Below are 16503 nucleotides of genomic sequence, written 5' to 3' on the forward strand. Positions count from 1 at the left end.
CCCATGACCAACCCGTTCGAGGACCAGGACGGCACCTTCCTCGTGCTCGTCAACGACGAGAACCAGCACTCGCTGTGGCCGCAGTTCGCGGACGTCCCCGACGGCTGGACCGTCGCCCACGGCCCCGGCACCCACGCCGCCTGCCTGGAGTACGTCGAGCGGAACTGGACCGACATGCGGCCCAGGAGCCTCGCCGACGCCATGAACGCCCAGCGGTAGCGCGGCTCGCAGTGACACTGACCGAAACCACCGGCGGGGCCCGCGACAGCGCGGGCCCCGCCCGGTCCGGCGACCTCGCCGCGGCCCTGCTCACGCCCGAGGCCCGCCGGGACCCGTACCCCTTCTACGCCCGCATGCGCCGCGAGGACCCGGTCCACCGCAGTGCCCAGGGCATCTGGTACCTCACCCGGTACGCCGACGTCGAGGCGGCCCTGGGCGACCTGCGGCTGTCCAACGACCGGGACCGGATGACCCGCGCCTACACCGCGCTCGGCGGCGACCTCAAGGCCTTCAGCCGGCTCACCGACCGGCTCGGCCGGGTGATGACCAACACCGACCCGCCGGACCACGCCCGGCTGCGCAGACTGACCAACCGCGCCTTCACCGCCCGGCGCGTCGAAGCCCTGCGCGACGGCATCCAGCGGATCGTCGACCGGCTCGTCGACGAGGCGGTCGCGGCCGGTCCGGCCATGGACCTGATCGAGTCGGTCGCCTCCCCGCTGCCGATGTCCGTCGTCTGCGAGCTCTTCGGCATCCCGCCCGAGGACCTCCCGCAGGTCAAGGCATGGTTCCAGCGCTTCGGCAGGCTCGGAGAGGACATCGACAAGTCCGAGGCGGCGATCGAACAGTACGAGGAGTACCTCGCCCGGCTCGTCCGCGACCGCCGGGCCGACCCCGGCGACGACCTCATCAGCGCCCTGGTCGCCACCCAGGCGCAGGACGACCGCCTCACCGACTCCGAACTGCTGGCCACCTGCTTCGTGCTGATCACCGCCGGCGACGAGACCACCACCCACCTGGTCGGGAACGCCGTCCTCGCCCTGCTGCGCCACCCCGGCCAGCTGGCCCGGCTGCGCGAGGACCCGGCGCTGGTCCGCACCGCCGTCGACGAACTCGCCCGCTACGACACACCGACCCAGGCGATCGTCCGGGTCGTCGCCGAGGACGTCGAGATCGGCGGACGGACGCTGCGCGAGGGCGAACTGGCCTACCTGTTCCTCGCCGCGACCAACCGGGACCCCGAGCGCTTCGAGGACCCCGACCGGCTCGACCTGACCCGCCCGGGCAACCGGCACCTCAGCTTCGGCAACGGCCCGCACTTCTGCCTCGGCGGCCCGCTGGCCAAGCTCCAGGCGGAGGTGGCCGTCGGCACGCTGGTCCGCCGGTTCCCGCACCTGCGGCTCGCCGACGAGGCCGCCCTCGAATGGCGGCCCAACCCGCTGCAACGGCGGCTCACCGCGCTTCCGCTCACCTACTGACCCACGAACGACGACGAAGGAGAACCAACCATGACCCGAGAGCTCGAGGTCCGCCGGGAACAGGACCTGCCCGCCACGCCCGAACAGGTCTGGGACGCGGTCGCCACCGGCGCCGGCAACCTCGGCTGGCTGTACCCGATGGAGGTCGAGCCGCGCGTCGGCGGAAAGGCCACGCGCGGCGACAGCACCGTCGTGGCGTGGGAGCCGCCGCACCACTTCGCGGTCCGGGCGACCCAGGACGGCGGGTTCTCCAACACGCTCACCTACCGCATCGAGCCGGCCGACGGCGGCACGAGCCACCTGCGGATGGGGATCCACTGGGTGCACACGGGCGTCGTCGACGACTCCTGGAACTGGGACACCAAGGCGGACGCGGCCGAGAAGCACGTCGACTTCTACCAGCACTCCCTCCCCGAGTACCTGACGCACTTCGCCGGCCGCCCCGCCGTCTACGTCAGGGCCGCCCGCGCCGAGCGCACCGACGACCCCGCCGACTTCGCCGCCCTGCGCCGGCGCCTCGGCCTCGCCGACGGCACGGCCGTCGGCGACCGGCTGTCGCTCGACCTCCCGGGCACGGACGGCGGCCCGACGGAGGTGGTCGTGGACTGGCTGAGCCCCGACTTCCTCGGCCTGCGGGGCCCGGACGCGCTGTACCGGTTCTTCAACGGCAGTTCCTGGAACTGGCCGATCTGGCTGGGCCACCACCTGTTCGCCGAGGACACGGACGAGGAACTGGCCACCAAGGCCTGGAACGCCTGGCTCAACGGCGCCTGACCCCCGTCGCACGACCCCGACCCCGTCGCACGACACGATCGATCGAAGGACCTCTGGTGGAAACACTGCTCTACGCCGCCGAACTCGTCCGGGAAGACGGCGCCTACAAACTCGTGGTGCAGGACGTGGTGCGGGACACGGTCCAGGTCACCCCGGTCCCCGAATCCGCGGTGGCCAGGCTTCCGGTCTTCCTGTCGGTGCTGAGTTCCAAGCTCGGCCCGGCGTCGGCGGGCGGTCGCCGGTAGACCGCTCCCGGCTTCACGGGGCCGGTGCCGGACGGCGGTTCACGTGCCGGACGGCACCGGCCCCGTACCCCTGCCGGACGTCAGCCCAGGACCGTCCTGGAGGCGGCGCCCTCGGCCACGGGCCGTCTGCGGGAGAAGGCACCCAGGTCGACGACGAGGCCGGTGTGTTCCCCCGTGTACCGCAGCGGCTCGCGGTCGTGGTCGTGGCCGGCCTCGACGCGGTCGACCAGGGTGGCGAGGAACCGGCCCGCCAGGGGAGCGTTCTTGAACTGGTTGCCGCTCGTGCCCATGGCGACGTAGAAGCCGGCCAGATCGGTGCGGTCGTAGACGGGCGACCAGTCGTCGGCGACGTCGTAGACACCGGCGACGCCGCTCGGCCGGTTCGGGACGCCGAGGAGCGGGAACCGGCGTGCGGCCCTGGTCACCTGGGTCTCGAACCGGGCGGGCGTCGGGTGCGGGTTGCACTCGTCGGGGTCGTCGAGCCATTCCCTGGGGTCGCAGGCGGGCAGCGTGCTGCCGACGAGCAGGTGTCCGCCGTGGGGGCGCAGATAGACCCCGAGATCGACATCGGCCACGACCGGACCGGAGGCGGCTCCGGCGCCGCCGGGGCCCGAGCCGGTCCCCCCGCCCCGACGGACCGGCGCGGCCACCTGGTGGACCTCCTGGCGCAGCGGGCGCACTCCGACGGTGAACTCGGCCCCGACCCCGGCCGTCCGGTTGAACCCGCCCGACCAGGGTCCGGCCGCGTTGACCACCACCGGTGCCGTGATCGCGGTGCCGTCGGCGAGCCGGACGCCCGCCACCCGGTCGTCGCCGCGCAGCACACCGACGACCGCGCGCCGGAAGAGGAAACGCACCCCGATGCGGGCCGCCGCGTCCGCGAGGTTCTGCGCCGCGAGCCGGGGATCGTCGACGAAACCCGCGTCGGGGGTGAACAGCGCGCCGAGCTCCCCTGCCGGGCCGGCGAAGAAGGCGGCGTCGGACAGGGACCTGGGCGGCCCGTAGCGTCCCGCGTCGATACCGGGGACCCGGCTGCGCAGCGTCGCGGCGTCCCAGCGCTCGTACGGCACACCGGCACGTTCGAACAGCGCGACGACCTCCGGCGTACCGGAGCCCGGCGCGTCGAGGAGCACCGCTCCGGTCCGCCGGAACGCCGCCAGGCCGGGGCCGCGCGCGGTGCCCAGGTGCTCCGCCCACCGTGTCCAGCAGTGCCGGGACTCCCAGGCGGTGGCGACACCGTCCCAGGTCGAGTAGTTGAAACGGATGATCGCGCTCGACGCGCTGGTGGATCCGTGGCCGGCGCCGCCGGACTTGTCGACGACCACGACGCGCCGACCCGTGCGCGCCAGTTCCAGCGCCACCGCGGCACCGATCACACCGGCCCCCACGACGACCGCGTCCGCGCCGGACGGAGGCGTGTCCGCTGTCCCGGCCGTCATGACGGCCGGTGCCCGGAGGCGTGCGGAGTCCGGGCACCGTCGCCGTCCGGGAAAACGCGACGGGCCCGAGACGGACGGTCGTCCCGTCCGGGACGCCGGTCCGGTCCGAGGGGACGGAGCGGACGGAGCGGACGGAAGCGGCGTCCGGCCGGCCCGACGACAGCGGCGGCCGCCGCCACGACCGACCGGGCCCCGGGAGACGACACGGTTCGGCGGCGCATGGCGCTCATCGTGCCACCGCGATCGACGGCGTCGGCCGGGCCCGCCCGGGTCCGACGCCGACGCGTCGGACGATTTCCCCCGTCCGGGCGAGGCCGTCCGACGCGCGGTGCGCGGTCTCGTTGCTGACGCTGCGTCACTTCGAGGCGCACACTGGCGGCATGGTCATCAATCCAGGGGGTTCCCCGGACGACTCGACGGCGCGGGAGACCGACCGGCTCGCGGCCTCGTACTGGGACTTCCTGCTCGCCCGCGAGCCGTCGCTGCGCACGCGCCGCGGACTGCCGGTCGAGTCGCTGCCGGGGGTGTCCGCCGAGGAGGCCGACGAGCGCGCCGGGTTCGCGGCGGGGGTGCTGGGCCGGCTGGACGCGCTGCGACCGGCGGAGCCGTCCGGTCCCGCCGCCGACACGGCGGGCTTCCTGCGGGCGCTGGCCGAACAGGAGGCCGAGGCGGGCCGTTTCCACTGGCTCACCCCCACCGCCACGCCGTACCAGCTCTTCCGCCTCCAGCAGTACGGCGACACGGTCTTCCGCCCGTTCCGCTTCGAGCACCGCGCCGACGCGGACCGGTACGTGACCCTCGTACGGGACCTGGCCCGCTGTGTCGCGACGATCGGCGACAAGGTCGCCGGACAGGCGGCCCGGGGCTTTCACGTCCATGCCCCGGCCCTCACCGGTGTGCGCACCACGCTCACCCGTCTGCGGGAGTCGGCGGCACGGTACGTCCGGGCGGACGCCGGGCGGCTCACCCGGCTCGGCGCGGCGAGCCGGGAGCACCTGCGCGACGCGGTGGAGCGGCTCGTGGCCACCGAACTGGAGCCGGCGTTCGACCGCCTCGTCGCCCTCGTGGGCGACCCGGACTACCTCCGTCGGGCGCCGGAGGCAGTCGGCTGGGCCCGCTACCCGGAGGGCGAGGCGGCGTACCGGGCCTTCGTCAGGACGTACACGTCCGGCGACACACCACCCGAACGCCTCCACGAGCTCGGCCGGGAGCACTGCCGCGAACTCGGCGAACGGATGCGGGAGATGCGCGGCACGCTCGGCTTCACGGGGACGGAGGAGGAGTTCCACGAACGGCTCGCGACCGAACCGCGCCTGTACGCAGCCACCCCGGAGGAGGTCGAGGCCCGCTACCGGGGACACCTCGACCGCCTCACGCCGCTGCTGCCGCGCTGGTTCGCGGTCCTGCCCCGCGCCCCCTACGGCGTGGCCCGCCTCGACCCGGCGCTGGAGGGGTCGATGACGTTCGGCTACTACGAACCGCCGACCGCCGCGCAGCCGGTGGGACGCTACCGCTACAACGCCTCGGACCTGGCGCACCGGTCACTGCTCGGCGCGGCCGCGCTGATCTACCACGAGCTGTCGCCCGGACACCACTTCCACCTCGCCCGCCAGGCCGAGAACACCGCGCTGCCCGACCTGCGACGCGAACTGACGGCCTTCAGCGGGTTCGAGGAGGGCTGGGCGGAGTACGCGGCGGGGCTCGGCTGGGAGATGGGGCTGTACGACGACCCCTGGGACGCGTACGGGCGGCTGGCCCATGAACGGTTCACCGCGCAGCGCCTCGTCGTCGACACCGGCCTCAACCTCGGGACGATGACACTGGAGGAGGCGCGCACCTTCATGCGCGCCCACGCGGCGGCCGAGTCCGAAGGGCAGATCACGACCGAGCTGTTGCGCTACGCGACCGATCTGCCGGGGCAGGCGCTGACGTACCGGGCGGGTCATGCGGAGTTCACGACGCTGCGGGCGGCGTGCGAACGCGGCGCCGGCGCCGCGTTCGACGTGCGCGCCTTCCACGAGACCGTGCTGGCCGGCGGCACACTGCCGTTTCCCGCCCTGCGCCGACGGGTGGAGCGGGAGCTGGACGGTTTCCGGGGAAGGCCGCTCTACTCGAACGAGTGAAGGACACAGGGGAATTCGCAGCCGCTTGTCCGGCCTCGGATACTCTCTGTGATGGAAGGTGTGATTCCGTCGGCGCGCAACGCGCCCGTCCCGTCGAATTCTCTCCCCTTCGCTTCACGCTTCGCCGTTCACTTCACCGTTCATTTCACCGTTGTTCTCCCATCGCCATCTCCTCGGCAGAAGAGAAGGATGTCGCGCCATGCCGCCTGTAGTGCCTCCTTTCCTGATCGGCCTGATCACCGCATCCCTGGTGAAGAGGCTGGGCAAGCCCTTGGTGCGAGGGCTCGTCAAAACGTCGGTGAGCCTGGGAATGGAGGTCAAGCGAGCCGTCCACGAAGCCGGTGAGGGAATCCAGGACCTCGCCGCCGAGGCGACCGCCGACGTGCTCGCGGTCCGGACGGCACAAGAGGCCGGGCACGGCGCCGGCGCCCCGGAGGACGGCACCGCGGACCGGGCCGGAGCGGCCGCCGGCCCGGCGCCCGCGGAGGCCCACGAGAAGCAGGCCGGGCAGGCCGGCGGTCGGGAGAAGTCCGCGGGCAAGGCCCGTAGAGGCGGTCCGGTCGCTGCCAAGGTGCGCTGAGTCCGCCGGCCGGCCGTCACCTGTTCACCGGCACCGTCGGCAAGAAGCGGACGGAGACGTGGAAGGCGCGGCCGAAGAAGGCGACACGAAGACGACACCCTGATGGAGAACAGGTCAGATGTCTGCGACCGGAACCCTTCTGTATTCCGCGGAACTCATCCAGGAAGGCGGTGCCTACAAACTCGTGGTGACCGATCGTCTGCGCCACACCGTGCAGACCGCATACGTGTCCAGGAGAGCGGTGGAACAGCTTCCCGCCTTCCTCTCCAAGCTCGACTCCCCGCACCTGCGCGGGCTCCGTCGGCGATGACGGCCACCGACGCGAAGAAATGGTTCCGTGTCCACCGGCGTACGGCGGACCCCAGGCTCCGACTGGTGTGCTTCCCGCACGCCGGCGGCACGGCACAGCTGTTCCACGGCTGGCCCGCGCTGCTGCCGGCGGACGTCGAGGTGCTCGCCGTGCGGTACCCCGGCCGCCAGGACCGGCTCGCGGAAGCCTGCATCGAGGACATGGCCACCCTGGCCGACACGATCGAGGACGCGCTGCTGCCCTGGCTCGACCGGCCGCTGGCGCTCTTCGGGCACAGCATGGGTGCCTGCGTCGCCTACGAGGTGGCCCTGCGGCTGGAGGCCCGCGGCACCGTCCCCGAGCATCTGCTGGTCTCCGCGCACGAAGCCCCTGGACGGGCCGAACGCGCCGCGCTGCACGCCGCCGACGACGAAACCCTGATCGCCCATGTCCGGCACCTCGGCGACCTGCACTCGGAGGCCTACGACATCCCGGAACTGCGTGACCTGCTGCTGCCCGCCCTCCGCTCGGACTACCGGCTGACCGAGGGCTACCACCCCCCGAACCCGGCGCCGGTCAAGGCGCCGATCACCGCGTACGTCGGCGAGGACGACCAGAGTTGCGCGCTCGACGGGGTCCTCGCCTGGTCCGGCCTCGCCGCCCCGGGCTCCTTCGAGCTGTGCCCGTTCCCCGGGGACCACTTCTACCTCGTGGACCGGGAGGCCGAAGTGATCGCGGACGTGGGGGCACGTCTCGCGCGCGTGTGGGGCTCCGGTCGGGCCTGACGGCGGATGCCCGCCCGGCCGCGACGGAAGGCGGGCCCGGCACCGCGCATGGCGTCCGCGGGGTTCCCGGGGGACGATGGTCATGCCGGGCGCCGAGACGCGCGGTGTCCCCGGCAGCGGCCGCGAAGGCCGGGACGGAGAGGGAGCCATGCGACCGGGAGCACGTGCCGCCGACGCGACACTCCGGCTGCTCAGCCGGGACTGGGCCGGGTCGGCCGTCGCCCTGCTGCCGGCGGCCGCGGGTGCGTGGTGCGTCACCCGGGGGACCGGCCGGCGGATTCTCGGCGGTGTGCTGTGGGCCGGTGCCCTCGCACTCGGTCTCGGGTCGTTCCGCCATCTGGTGCACGTGGCCCGGGTACGGGTGAGGTACCCGCCGCCCGGACGCATGGTCGACGTGGGCGGCCACCGCATGCACGTCCTGGCCGAGGGGGACGCCGGACCGAGGCCCACCGTGGTCTGGATGCCGGGCGGCCACGCCGGCGGGTACGCCATGTACCGGCTGCACGCGCTGGCGCGGGAACGGACGCGCTCGGTCCTGGTGGACCGTCCGGGGGCCGGCTGGAGCGACCCGGGCCCGTTCCCGCGCACGACGGCGGCGGAAGCCGTCGAACTGCTCACGGCGCTGGAGCGGGCCGGTGAAAAGGGTCCCTACGTCTTCGTGGGGCACTCGTTCGGGGGTCTGCTCATGGCCAACGCCGCCAGGCGCCGTCCCGACCTGGTAGCCGGTCTGGTGCTGCTCGATCCCACCCCGCCCGATGCCGTCGCCTTCGGGCCGGCGCTTCCGGGCCTGCGACGTGCCCCGAGGGACCAGACCGTCCTCGCGCTGCGCCACCTCTTCGGCCTCCACGCTCTCGCGGACAAGGAGGAGACGCTCACCCCCGAGGACCCGGCGGAGGTCCTCGCCATGATCGAGCTCAGGACCAGGGCGAACTGCGCCGCGGCGTCGATCCTGCGGGAACTGTCGCCGGACGGCATCACCAGGGACGGCTGGCAGACGGCCGTGCACGACGGCGAGCTCGGCTCGCTGCCCCTCCTCCTCGTGGCGCCACGCGATCTGACGGGCGGTGGCGAGATCTTCGAAGCGGTCGGCGATCCGGAGGAGAGCGCCCGGGTACGGCACTTCTTCCTCACCGTGAGAGAACGGTTCCTCGCGGCCTCCAGCAGGAGTCGGAGGGTCTACACCCCCGAGGGAACCGGTCACGACTTCCCGGATCGCGTACCCGACTTCGTCGTGCAGGTGGTGGACTCACTGCTGGACCGGTGCGGGCCGGGCGCCTCGAAGCCGCTCTGATCCGGTTGCGCGGCCACGGTCCGCTCCGGCGGGCTTCCGTCCGAACGAATGAACAGCGTCGGCGCCCACGGGCGTATCGGCCGAGGTCCGACTACCGTGTTTTCGGTGGGGGCGGAATTCCTGTCCAGCGCTGCCGGCCAGAAGGTATCGGCCCATGTGGCGGCGGCAGTCGTGCTGTGTACACAAGAAGAGGGTTCACACATGCTCCCTGCAGTTCCTCCCTTCCTCGTCGGCATGCTGGCGGCCCCTCTGGTCAAGAGAGTGGCGAAACCGCTGGTGCGAGGCGTCATCAAGACGTCGGTCGGCCTGACCTTCGAAGTCAGACGCGCGGTCATCGAGGCCGGGGAGGAGATCCAGGGCCTCACCGCCGAAGTGGCCGCCGAGAAACTGGCGAGTTCGGCTCGCACCCGTGGTGTGAAGCTCGACGGTGAGATGACGGCGCACGGGGCCGCGGTCGGCTGAACCCCGCCGGCCCCGCCCTCGAGGAGCACGCCCGGCCGCACTCGCCCCCGGACCGGAGCCGGAGCCCCGGTGGGAACTCGCCCACGGAGCCTCCCCACCGCCCCGCATACCGGTCCGCGGGGCGCTCCTTGACGTGCCGTCAGGGTCAGCGGGTTCTTCGTCGTGCTACGGCGAGGTGGGCGAGTGCGGGGAGCGGAGCACGAGCAGGGTGATCTCGCTGGGGGCGAAGACGCGGAACGGCGGGCCCCAGAAGCCGGTGCCGCGGCTGGTGTAGAGGAGGGTGCGGGCGCCGTGCCGGCTGAGGCCGGCGACGGCGGGCTGGTCGATGCGGACCAGGTGGTGGAAGGGCCAGATCTGGCCGCCGTGGGTGTGACCGGAGAGCTGGAGGTCGATGCCGCCGGCTGCCGCCCGGTCGACGAACTTGGGCTGGTGCGCCAGGAGCAGGACGGGCAGGTCGGGGTCGGCGCCGTTCAGGGCTCCGTCGAGGTGGGCGCCGTGGCCCGCCAGGCCGGAGGACTCGGCGGTGACGTCGTCCACGCCGGCGACCACGAGGGTGTCGCCTCCGCGTTCGAGCAGCAGGTGGCGGTTGCGCAGCGGTTCCCAGCCCAGCTCGTCCATCAGGTCGACCCAGCCCTGGGCCTCGCTGTAGTACTCGTGGTTGCCGGTGACGTACACACGGGCCCGGGTGGCCCGCACGGTACCGAGCGGGGCGGCCTGGGCGCGGCGGCGTTCGGCCGTGCCGTCCGCGATGTCGCCGGTGTGGCAGACCAGGTCGGCCTCCAGCGTGTTCACCGTCTCGCACACCCGCTCCGACCAGCGGGCGCGATCGAGCGGTCCGTAGTGGGTGTCGGTGATGAGGACGACGCGCAGGCCGTCCAGCCCGGCACCCAGCCGCGGGAGCCGCACGTCCAGTCGGCGCACGCGCGGCACCCGGCGGGCCTCGGTGTGTCCCCAGGCGAGCAGGACCGCGGTCACGGCGAGGACGGCCCAGGTGACGATGCGGGCCCGGTCCTGGCTCTCGCCGACGCCGGCCACGGTCAGGACGAGCCGCAGGAGGACGCCGAGCAGAACGGACCAGGTGAACAGGATCCAACTGGTGCCCAGCAGGGTGTCACCGACGATCGCCGCCCGGTCCTGCTGGCGTCGGCCGTGGCCGCGCACCATCGCGAGCGGCATACCGACGAGGCCGAGGGCGAACAGGGCGGTGCCCGCCAGCGTGACGGGCAGCGGCCAGTGCTGACCGGCGTGCAGGAGCACCCAGCAGGGCACGGACCACAGCAGGACGGGGGCGATCAGGGGGATGTAGCGCATCAGGCGGTGCAGCAGGCTCCGCCGCGGTGCTTGCGCCTCATTGTCGGCGGGTCGGGTGTTGCTGGTGTCGGTCACGCTTCCCCCTCTGACCAGGCTGCCGTCTCGCGCACTGTATCCGGTCGTCCTCGGGCGGCCGAACGGACGTTCACGGATGTGTCCCCGTCGACGTGGCGGCACGACGTGCACGCCCGGCGGCGGGTGGCCGGGGATCAGGGCGGGCAGACCGACTCGGAAGCCGTCGTGATGCGTACTCTGTCGGTGACAGAACGTGCGGACGGTGACAGGAGGGCCATGGAGACGGAGTTGGCGGTGTTGGCCGCGTCAGGGGCCACGACGATCGTGCAGCTGATGGCTCAGGACGCCTGGACGACGGCCAAGGAGCGGGTGCTGGCCCTTTTCGGCGGAAGAGGGGCGAACGGCGTGGAGTCGGTCGAGGCCGAACTCGACGAGACGCACGCTGTCGCTGTCGCTGACGGCGATGACGTGGGTCTCGCCCCGTTCGTCTCGCAGTGGCAAGCACGACTGCTCGTGCTGCTGCAACAGGATCCCGGGACGGCTGAACAGGTGCGTGCTCTGGTGGCCGAGTCGGCTGATCGAACAGGCTCGGTGCACAACGTCATCAGCGGTGGTGAGTTCAGGGGACCGGTCATCCAGACCCGCACCATCAACGGTGACCTGAACTTCGGCTGACGGCAGTGTGGTTGCAGGGGAGCGACCACGGCACAGCAGCCGACCCGGTACATCCACGCCGCAACCACGGGCTGCCGGCGATCCGGCAGCCCGTGGTCCTACAACTCCGTTCTGGGGCAGAAGAGTTGCTGCCCCGGTTGCCGTGAATCCGAAGGAGTGCGTTCAGCCTTCGAGGATCCGCATCTCGCCTTGTTTCCGTACGGCGGCGCCTGTTCGGACGATCGGGCATGAGCTGCCGCACATGGAGCAGACCTGACCGACGTGGTAGCCGGCCGCTGTGACGATGCGCTCGGAGTCGTCCGGGTGCAGGGAGAGTTCCACCATCCGTGGCCAGTCGTTGGCGTTGCGGGCCCGCGACATGGCTGCGTCGCGTGTCAGGTCACCACTGAACGCGATCCATCCCGCGTGCAGCGCCACTTGGAAGGACCTGATCGACCGCAACAGTTCCTCGTGCGTCGGCAGATGGGAATGTTCCCCGGCGGTGAGGCAGGCGATGAAGGACGTGCCGTGCATGGCGGCGACGGCGGCGCCGATTGCTCCTGAGACGTCATCGTGTCCCATGGCCACATCGGTGACACATGGCCCCAGAGCGCCGAAGGGGGCTCCGTCGAGCACGGTTCGTGCCAGCGTGCAGTACTCCGCTATGAGGTGGAGCGGTACGTGCCCCATGAGCTCGACGACGACGTCGACTCCACGCTGATGGGCGCGTCGCGCCAACTCCCCCTGCCGGTGTATCTCGTGGATGTGACTCGCGCTGAGGGCGTCCACGACGCTTCCGGGCCGCGCGGTCGTTGCAAGGCTGATGGCAACGCCTGCTTCCGCGCAGATGTCCAGGATCTCGTCGAAGACTTCCTCGTAGCAGTTGGGCCGTCCGGTGTGGGTGGAGATCTCGTTCACCATGGCACCGCCACGGCTGGTGACGGGGATGATCCGGCTGGTGACCTCCTCGTCCCGCACGCCCGCGTTCGTGCCGGTGGCGTGGATCGTGATGCAGTCGACACCGTCCCTGACATGTTCCTCCACCACGCGCAGCGTTGCGTCGCGGGCGGTCTCACCTGCCTTGAACGCCCGGTGGATGTCATAGGTGGGAACCGTCCGGACGGCCACAGGAAGGGACTTCAAGATCTGGCGGCGCAGTGTGGCGTCGCCGGATGTCGAGACATCCGTGACGATCCGTACCCCGAGCCGCGCCGCCTCTTCGGCTTTCGCGAACTCGGTGTCCACGGACGTCTCACCCGGTGTGATCCCGATGATCACATCCAGCAATGGAGGGAAGGCGGCGCCCATGGGCGCCCCTTCGATGTCGTGCCCTGTGCTGCGGATGACGAAGGAACGTGCCGACTGCGGATCGCCGCTAGACGCTGCGGGCTGCTGTGGGTTCATGTCGTCCTTCACATGAGGCCGGTCATCGATCGATGGATTTGAGTTTCTGTGCCAGTCCGGGGATCAGATCGTCGAAGCTCTTCTTCCACGCGAAACCTCCGATTTCGGATACCTGGAGGTGGAGTTCGGGGCGGTCCACCAGGAATCCGAAGCAGAAGTCCGCGTGCCAGTGGGCCGGCTCGTTCTTCTTGGGGTTCGCCGGAATCTGGTAGAGGCCGATGTCCAGCGGCTTCCGTTCGTTGAGTTCCGCGCCGATGGCGCTCCGCGGGATTCCGGTCTCCTCGACCAGTTCACGAACTGCCGCAGCATGCAACGAGGCGTCGGTGAGTTCGAGATGGCCTCCGGGCAACAGCCACTTGTCCAGTGGCCGGTTGAGGATGAACAGCACGTCTCCGGACGCGTTCAGAACGGCTGCCCCGCACGTCACGTGTCCGCCTCCCTGGAACTCGTGCCGCCCGCACAGCGGGACGTCCTCTTGCAGCGCGGCGGCCAAAGGCGCCAGACCCGCTGTCTCGTCAGGCCAGTGCGCGAGGTATTCACGTACCGTTGATTGGATCTGGCTGTTACGAACGGCCACGACTGTTCCTTTGTGTGTGCTTCTCGATTTTTTGCTCAACGGTGCGAGCCTCGGCGCGGCCGGAGCTACGCAATATTCGCGCGGCGGCGTTCCAGGCGTCCGATGCCTGGTCGTCCTGACCCTGGCTGTATCGGATGTCACCGAGCAGCTCGTACGCCGACGCCTCGGATATCCGATTGCCCAATTGTGATTCCAGCGCTATCTGCTGCTGCGCGTACGAGGCTGCCTCCAGCAGCTGGCCCGTGGCTATACAGATACGGGTCAGGTTCTGCAGCACCAGCGTCTCGCCGTGCGGATTGGTCAGCGAGGCGAAGAGCGCCAGGGCTTCACGGCACTCCTGGAGAGCGGCCTCTGTGCTGCCGGCCCGGAAATGGGCCCATCCCAGGTCGCTGAGGGCGCGGGCCTCCCGGGCTTTGTTTCCCTCTGCTCGCCACAGAGGCAACGCGGCCTCGGCGTGGTGAAGCGCCGCAGTCAGATCGCCCTGCCTGTCGAACATGAAGGACAGTGCGTGATGCGTGGTCGCCTGACCGACCCGGTCGTCGAGGCCGGTGCAGATGTCGAGCACTCTCTGGTGGCACTTGCGAGCCTCGGTGAACTCGCCGATTCTGGCCAGCGCGCGGCCCAGGCCCCGTAACGCCTTGGCCTCGGCCGTCGGGTCTCTGAGGTCTTGTGCCCCGTGCACCGCCAGCCGTTGCATGCGGACGCCCTCGTTCCATTGCGAGCGCCAGTAGAAGTAGGTGTTCGCTGCCCAGGCCAAGCGCCACGTATGGGCATGGCAGCCTTGTGCGGAAGAGGTCTCGGCGGCGTGCAGGATGTTGAGGTATTCGTCGTCGAACCAGGTGAGCGCCTCGTCGTACCGGTTCATGGCGGGTATGTGGACGTCCGCCGCGGGCGGGTCGAGGCTGATCATCCGCCGCGGCGGGTCGAGGAGATGGTCCGCCATCGCGCTCGTGTGCAGATAGTGGTCGAGTAACCGTCCGACGGCAGCGTCCGTGACGCCTGGGTCGTCGTGTTGAGCCTGTTCCGCGGCGTAGACCCGAACCAAGTCGTGGAATCGGTAGCGACGTGGCCGGTACTCTTCGATCAGATTGGCCCGCGTGAGTTCTCCGAGGGCGCTCAGGGCGGCGGGCATCCGGGTGCCGATCAGACTGGCGGCTGCGCCCAGGCTGATGTCCGGACCGGCGAAGGCGCCGATCAGCCGGAACAGGAGAGCGCTTTGCTCCGACAGCCCCGCGGACGACCAGGAGAAGACCGCGCGTATGTCGTTCTCGATCTCACCCAGGTTGAAATAGTCCAATTTGGTGGACTCGTCGTTCAGTTCGTCAGCGATGTCCGCCAGCTCGAACCCGGGTCTCGAGGCCGCGCGTGCGGCCATGATCGACAACGCGAGCGGCAGCCGAGCGCAGTTGTCGACGAGGACACGCGTCGAGGCCTGATCGGACGTCACCCGGTCCGAGCCCAGATGGGCTTGCAGGAGCTGCTCGGACTCCGTGAGGGAAAGCGGCGCCAGCTTGATGACCGTTGCGCCGAAGTGGGCCACGAGACTCGGCAACTCGGTCCTGCTGGTGACGACGACCATGCTGCTGGTGGCGGCCGGGAGCAACGGCCGGACCTGTTCGACCGAGCGGACGTTGTCGAGCAGGATGAGCGCACTCCGGTCAGCCAGCAGACTGCGGTAGAGAGCTTCCTGAGCGGGATACGTAGGCGGAACCTCGCGCGGCGGCACGCCTAACGAGTTCAAGAGTTCATTGATTGCGCTCTGCGGCTCGACCGCGGGGAGTTGCGGGTCGAATCCGCGCAGGTTCACATAGAAACTTCCGTCGGGGAATTCGGCCGCATTGCGATGAGCCCAATGGACCGCCAGGCTCGTCTTGCCGATGCCGGCCATCCCGTCGATAGCCACGATTGACGGGGTACCGCCAAGGCCCGCCTCTCGGCGAGCCCACACGTCCGACATCGCTGCTTGCTCACTCGCCCGACCGGTGAAGCGTGGATTGGTCGGCGGCACCTGCCGCGGGACGACCTGCGCGCGCGGAGACTCACGTATGGCGATGTCGCCCTGAAGAGTGCCGACTTGGACCAGATGCCCAAACACTGCGCCGGCCGCCTCGTTACGCACGGGCTGCTCCGGGTGGGCGGCGTCATGCGACGGAGGCCCTGCTTCCACTGGATCACCCCGCATCCCCCGGCTGGTCGGCACAGCCATCCGTTGGCCCACAGGCGCTGCGCGCAGCACCTTCCCTGACCCACTGCCAGGTATGGTACGCGGTCCCAAGTCGAATACAATGCCGTGTTCACTCGCAGGGATTACGTGCACGCCAAACGTTTTTGATCGCGAGGTGAAGATGACTCAGAAGATCGTGATCAGTGGCCTCACGGCCGCGGGCAAGACGACGCACACGAAACTGTTGGCCGAAACACTCGGCTTCCGTGCGGTGCACTTCACCGATCTGCTTCTGGGAGAACTGCGGTTGGAAGCAGGCTCGGCTGATCAGGTCTGGTTCAGTCGACTGCGCGAGATCGAGTCGATGCGCGCGGGCGGGTTCGCCGATCGCCGGGCGGACGAATCCATCGCTGCACTTCTGGAGACCGACGAGCCGATGGTGGTGGACGCCGTGCTCGCACCGTGGCTGCACCCGGGCCGACAGATCAATGTCTGGCTCGGTTCGGATCGGGCCTCACGCGCCTGGAAGTGCAGCGTCTCACGACTGCCGGGTGTCATCTCCACCGACGACAGCCTGCGCCTGCTCGACGAGAAGGACGCATTCACCCGCGCCTACCTCTGGCGGGAGCGGAAAGTCGACCTCTACACCGACCGCTCCTGCTTCGATCTTGTGCTGGACAACTCCCACCTCATCGGCGAACCGACCCTGGACGCGGCCCGCGAGGGCATCAGAGAGCTGCACCAGGTGTTGCTGGCCTACGTCGACTGGCGGCTGGGACGCCAGGGCGACGCCCTGCTGGAACTCGCCGACACCGCCGCCCCTGGGCTGGCCGCCGTCGTGCGTATGGACGTCGACCAGCTCACCCTCCCGCACACCGTCTTGGCTTCTCGCCGGATCTGACTTCGTGCCGT

Annotated in this window: 17 protein-coding genes; 12 read left to right on the plus strand and 5 right to left on the minus strand. The window is 70.5% G+C overall.

Annotated features, from left to right (window positions below; all coding sequences use genetic code 11):
- The first annotated feature begins 3 nt into the window (after positions 1–3).
- From CW362_RS24720 to CW362_RS24735, 4 genes are read left to right on the plus strand one after another with little or no spacing between them, the layout of a single operon-like run.
- Positions 4–219, plus strand: coding sequence for an MbtH family protein (locus tag CW362_RS24720; RefSeq protein WP_103551727.1), 216 nt, complete (start codon positions 4–6; stop codon positions 217–219).
- An 11-nt stretch (positions 220–230) separates the two neighbouring features.
- Positions 231–1478 carry a cytochrome P450 gene (locus CW362_RS24725; protein ID WP_103551728.1) on the plus strand — a complete coding sequence of 416 codons (1248 nt, stop codon included), beginning with the start codon at positions 231–233 and terminating at the stop codon, positions 1476–1478.
- A gap of 30 nt (positions 1479–1508) precedes the next feature.
- Positions 1509–2252: an SRPBCC family protein gene (locus tag CW362_RS24730; protein ID WP_103551729.1), complete on the plus strand. Its 744-nt coding sequence runs from the start codon at positions 1509–1511 to the stop codon at positions 2250–2252.
- Positions 2253–2308: 56 nt separating this feature from the next.
- Positions 2309–2497 carry a hypothetical protein gene (locus CW362_RS24735; protein WP_103551730.1) on the plus strand — a complete coding sequence of 63 codons (189 nt, stop codon included), beginning with the start codon at positions 2309–2311 and terminating at the stop codon, positions 2495–2497.
- 80 nt (positions 2498–2577) lie between these two features.
- Here the strand turns inward: CW362_RS24735 and CW362_RS24740 are convergent, their stop codons facing one another.
- Positions 2578–3936 (minus strand): NAD(P)/FAD-dependent oxidoreductase, encoded by a 1359-nt coding sequence (locus CW362_RS24740; protein WP_103551731.1) that lies wholly within the window; start codon positions 3934–3936, stop codon positions 2578–2580.
- A gap of 380 nt (positions 3937–4316) precedes the next feature.
- Between CW362_RS24740 and CW362_RS24745 the strand changes: the two genes are divergently transcribed.
- From CW362_RS24745 to CW362_RS24770, 6 genes are all read left to right on the plus strand, one after another.
- Positions 4317–6059: a DUF885 domain-containing protein gene (locus CW362_RS24745; RefSeq protein ID WP_103551732.1), complete on the plus strand. Its 1743-nt coding sequence runs from the start codon at positions 4317–4319 to the stop codon at positions 6057–6059.
- Positions 6060–6258: 199 nt separating this feature from the next.
- The gene (locus CW362_RS24750) at positions 6259–6639 is read left to right on the plus strand and encodes a DUF5132 domain-containing protein (protein ID WP_103551733.1); all 381 of its coding nucleotides are present in this window, start codon (positions 6259–6261) and stop codon (positions 6637–6639) included.
- A gap of 118 nt (positions 6640–6757) precedes the next feature.
- Positions 6758–6949 (plus strand): hypothetical protein, encoded by a 192-nt coding sequence (locus tag CW362_RS24755; RefSeq protein ID WP_103551734.1) that lies wholly within the window; start codon positions 6758–6760, stop codon positions 6947–6949.
- The gene (locus tag CW362_RS24760; RefSeq protein ID WP_103551735.1) at positions 6946–7713 is read left to right on the plus strand and encodes a thioesterase II family protein; all 768 of its coding nucleotides are present in this window, start codon (positions 6946–6948) and stop codon (positions 7711–7713) included. Before CW362_RS24755 ends, CW362_RS24760 begins: the two co-directional genes overlap by 4 nt.
- A gap of 148 nt (positions 7714–7861) precedes the next feature.
- A complete protein-coding gene (locus CW362_RS24765) occupies positions 7862–9004 on the plus strand; it encodes an alpha/beta fold hydrolase (protein WP_162684211.1) in 1143 nt (380 codons plus the stop codon).
- Between the two features lie 105 nt (positions 9005–9109).
- The gene (locus CW362_RS24770) at positions 9110–9466 is read left to right on the plus strand and encodes a DUF5132 domain-containing protein (RefSeq protein WP_240658021.1); all 357 of its coding nucleotides are present in this window, start codon (positions 9110–9112) and stop codon (positions 9464–9466) included.
- Positions 9467–9631: 165 nt separating this feature from the next.
- Here the strand turns inward: CW362_RS24770 and CW362_RS24775 are convergent, their stop codons facing one another.
- Complete coding sequence (locus CW362_RS24775) at positions 9632–10852, minus strand: metallophosphoesterase (RefSeq protein WP_103551738.1); 1221 nt, start codon at positions 10850–10852, stop codon at positions 9632–9634.
- A 216-nt stretch (positions 10853–11068) separates the two neighbouring features.
- Here CW362_RS24775 and CW362_RS24780 point away from each other — a divergent pair, with 216 nt between their 5' ends.
- Positions 11069–11467 (plus strand): hypothetical protein, encoded by a 399-nt coding sequence (locus CW362_RS24780; protein ID WP_162684212.1) that lies wholly within the window; start codon positions 11069–11071, stop codon positions 11465–11467.
- A gap of 162 nt (positions 11468–11629) precedes the next feature.
- Here the strand turns inward: CW362_RS24780 and CW362_RS24785 are convergent, their stop codons facing one another.
- Genes CW362_RS24785 through CW362_RS24795 form a run of 3 tightly spaced genes read right to left on the minus strand, consistent with a single transcriptional unit; the run spans position 11630 to position 15546 of the window.
- A complete protein-coding gene (locus CW362_RS24785; RefSeq protein WP_103551740.1) occupies positions 11630–12862 on the minus strand; it encodes a phosphomethylpyrimidine synthase ThiC in 1233 nt (410 codons plus the stop codon).
- A 10-nt stretch (positions 12863–12872) separates the two neighbouring features.
- A complete protein-coding gene (locus tag CW362_RS24790; RefSeq protein ID WP_162684213.1) occupies positions 12873–13427 on the minus strand; it encodes an NUDIX hydrolase in 555 nt (184 codons plus the stop codon).
- Positions 13414–15546, minus strand: a complete 2133-nt coding sequence (locus tag CW362_RS24795; RefSeq protein WP_162684214.1) for an ATP-binding protein — start codon at positions 15544–15546, stop codon at positions 13414–13416. The genes CW362_RS24790 and CW362_RS24795 overlap by 14 nt, the downstream gene beginning before the upstream one ends.
- 220 nt (positions 15547–15766) lie before the next feature.
- Here CW362_RS24795 and CW362_RS24800 point away from each other — a divergent pair, with 220 nt between their 5' ends.
- Positions 15767–16492 (plus strand): cytidylate kinase, encoded by a 726-nt coding sequence (locus tag CW362_RS24800; RefSeq protein WP_103551743.1) that lies wholly within the window; start codon positions 15767–15769, stop codon positions 16490–16492.
- The last annotated feature ends 11 nt before the right edge of the window (positions 16493–16503 follow it).

Source organism: Streptomyces populi (assembly GCF_002911015.1).
Taxonomy (GTDB): Bacteria; Actinomycetota; Actinomycetes; order Streptomycetales; family Streptomycetaceae; genus Streptomyces; species Streptomyces populi.

Coding starts and splice junctions, on each gene's coding strand:
- CW362_RS24740 (WP_103551731.1), bottom strand. CDS start 3,936: ATGACGGCCGGGACAGCGGACACGCCTCCGTCCGGCGCGGACGCGGTC.
- CW362_RS24765 (WP_162684211.1), top strand. CDS start 7,862: ATGCGACCGGGAGCACGTGCCGCCGACGCGACACTCCGGCTGCTCAGC.
- CW362_RS24780 (WP_162684212.1), top strand. CDS start 11,069: ATGGAGACGGAGTTGGCGGTGTTGGCCGCGTCAGGGGCCACGACGATC.
- CW362_RS24730 (WP_103551729.1), top strand. CDS start 1,509: ATGACCCGAGAGCTCGAGGTCCGCCGGGAACAGGACCTGCCCGCCACG.
- CW362_RS24755 (WP_103551734.1), top strand. CDS start 6,758: ATGTCTGCGACCGGAACCCTTCTGTATTCCGCGGAACTCATCCAGGAA.
- CW362_RS24750 (WP_103551733.1), top strand. CDS start 6,259: ATGCCGCCTGTAGTGCCTCCTTTCCTGATCGGCCTGATCACCGCATCC.
- CW362_RS24745 (WP_103551732.1), top strand. CDS start 4,317: ATGGTCATCAATCCAGGGGGTTCCCCGGACGACTCGACGGCGCGGGAG.
- CW362_RS24720 (WP_103551727.1), top strand. CDS start 4: ATGACCAACCCGTTCGAGGACCAGGACGGCACCTTCCTCGTGCTCGTC.
- CW362_RS24760 (WP_103551735.1), top strand. CDS start 6,946: ATGACGGCCACCGACGCGAAGAAATGGTTCCGTGTCCACCGGCGTACG.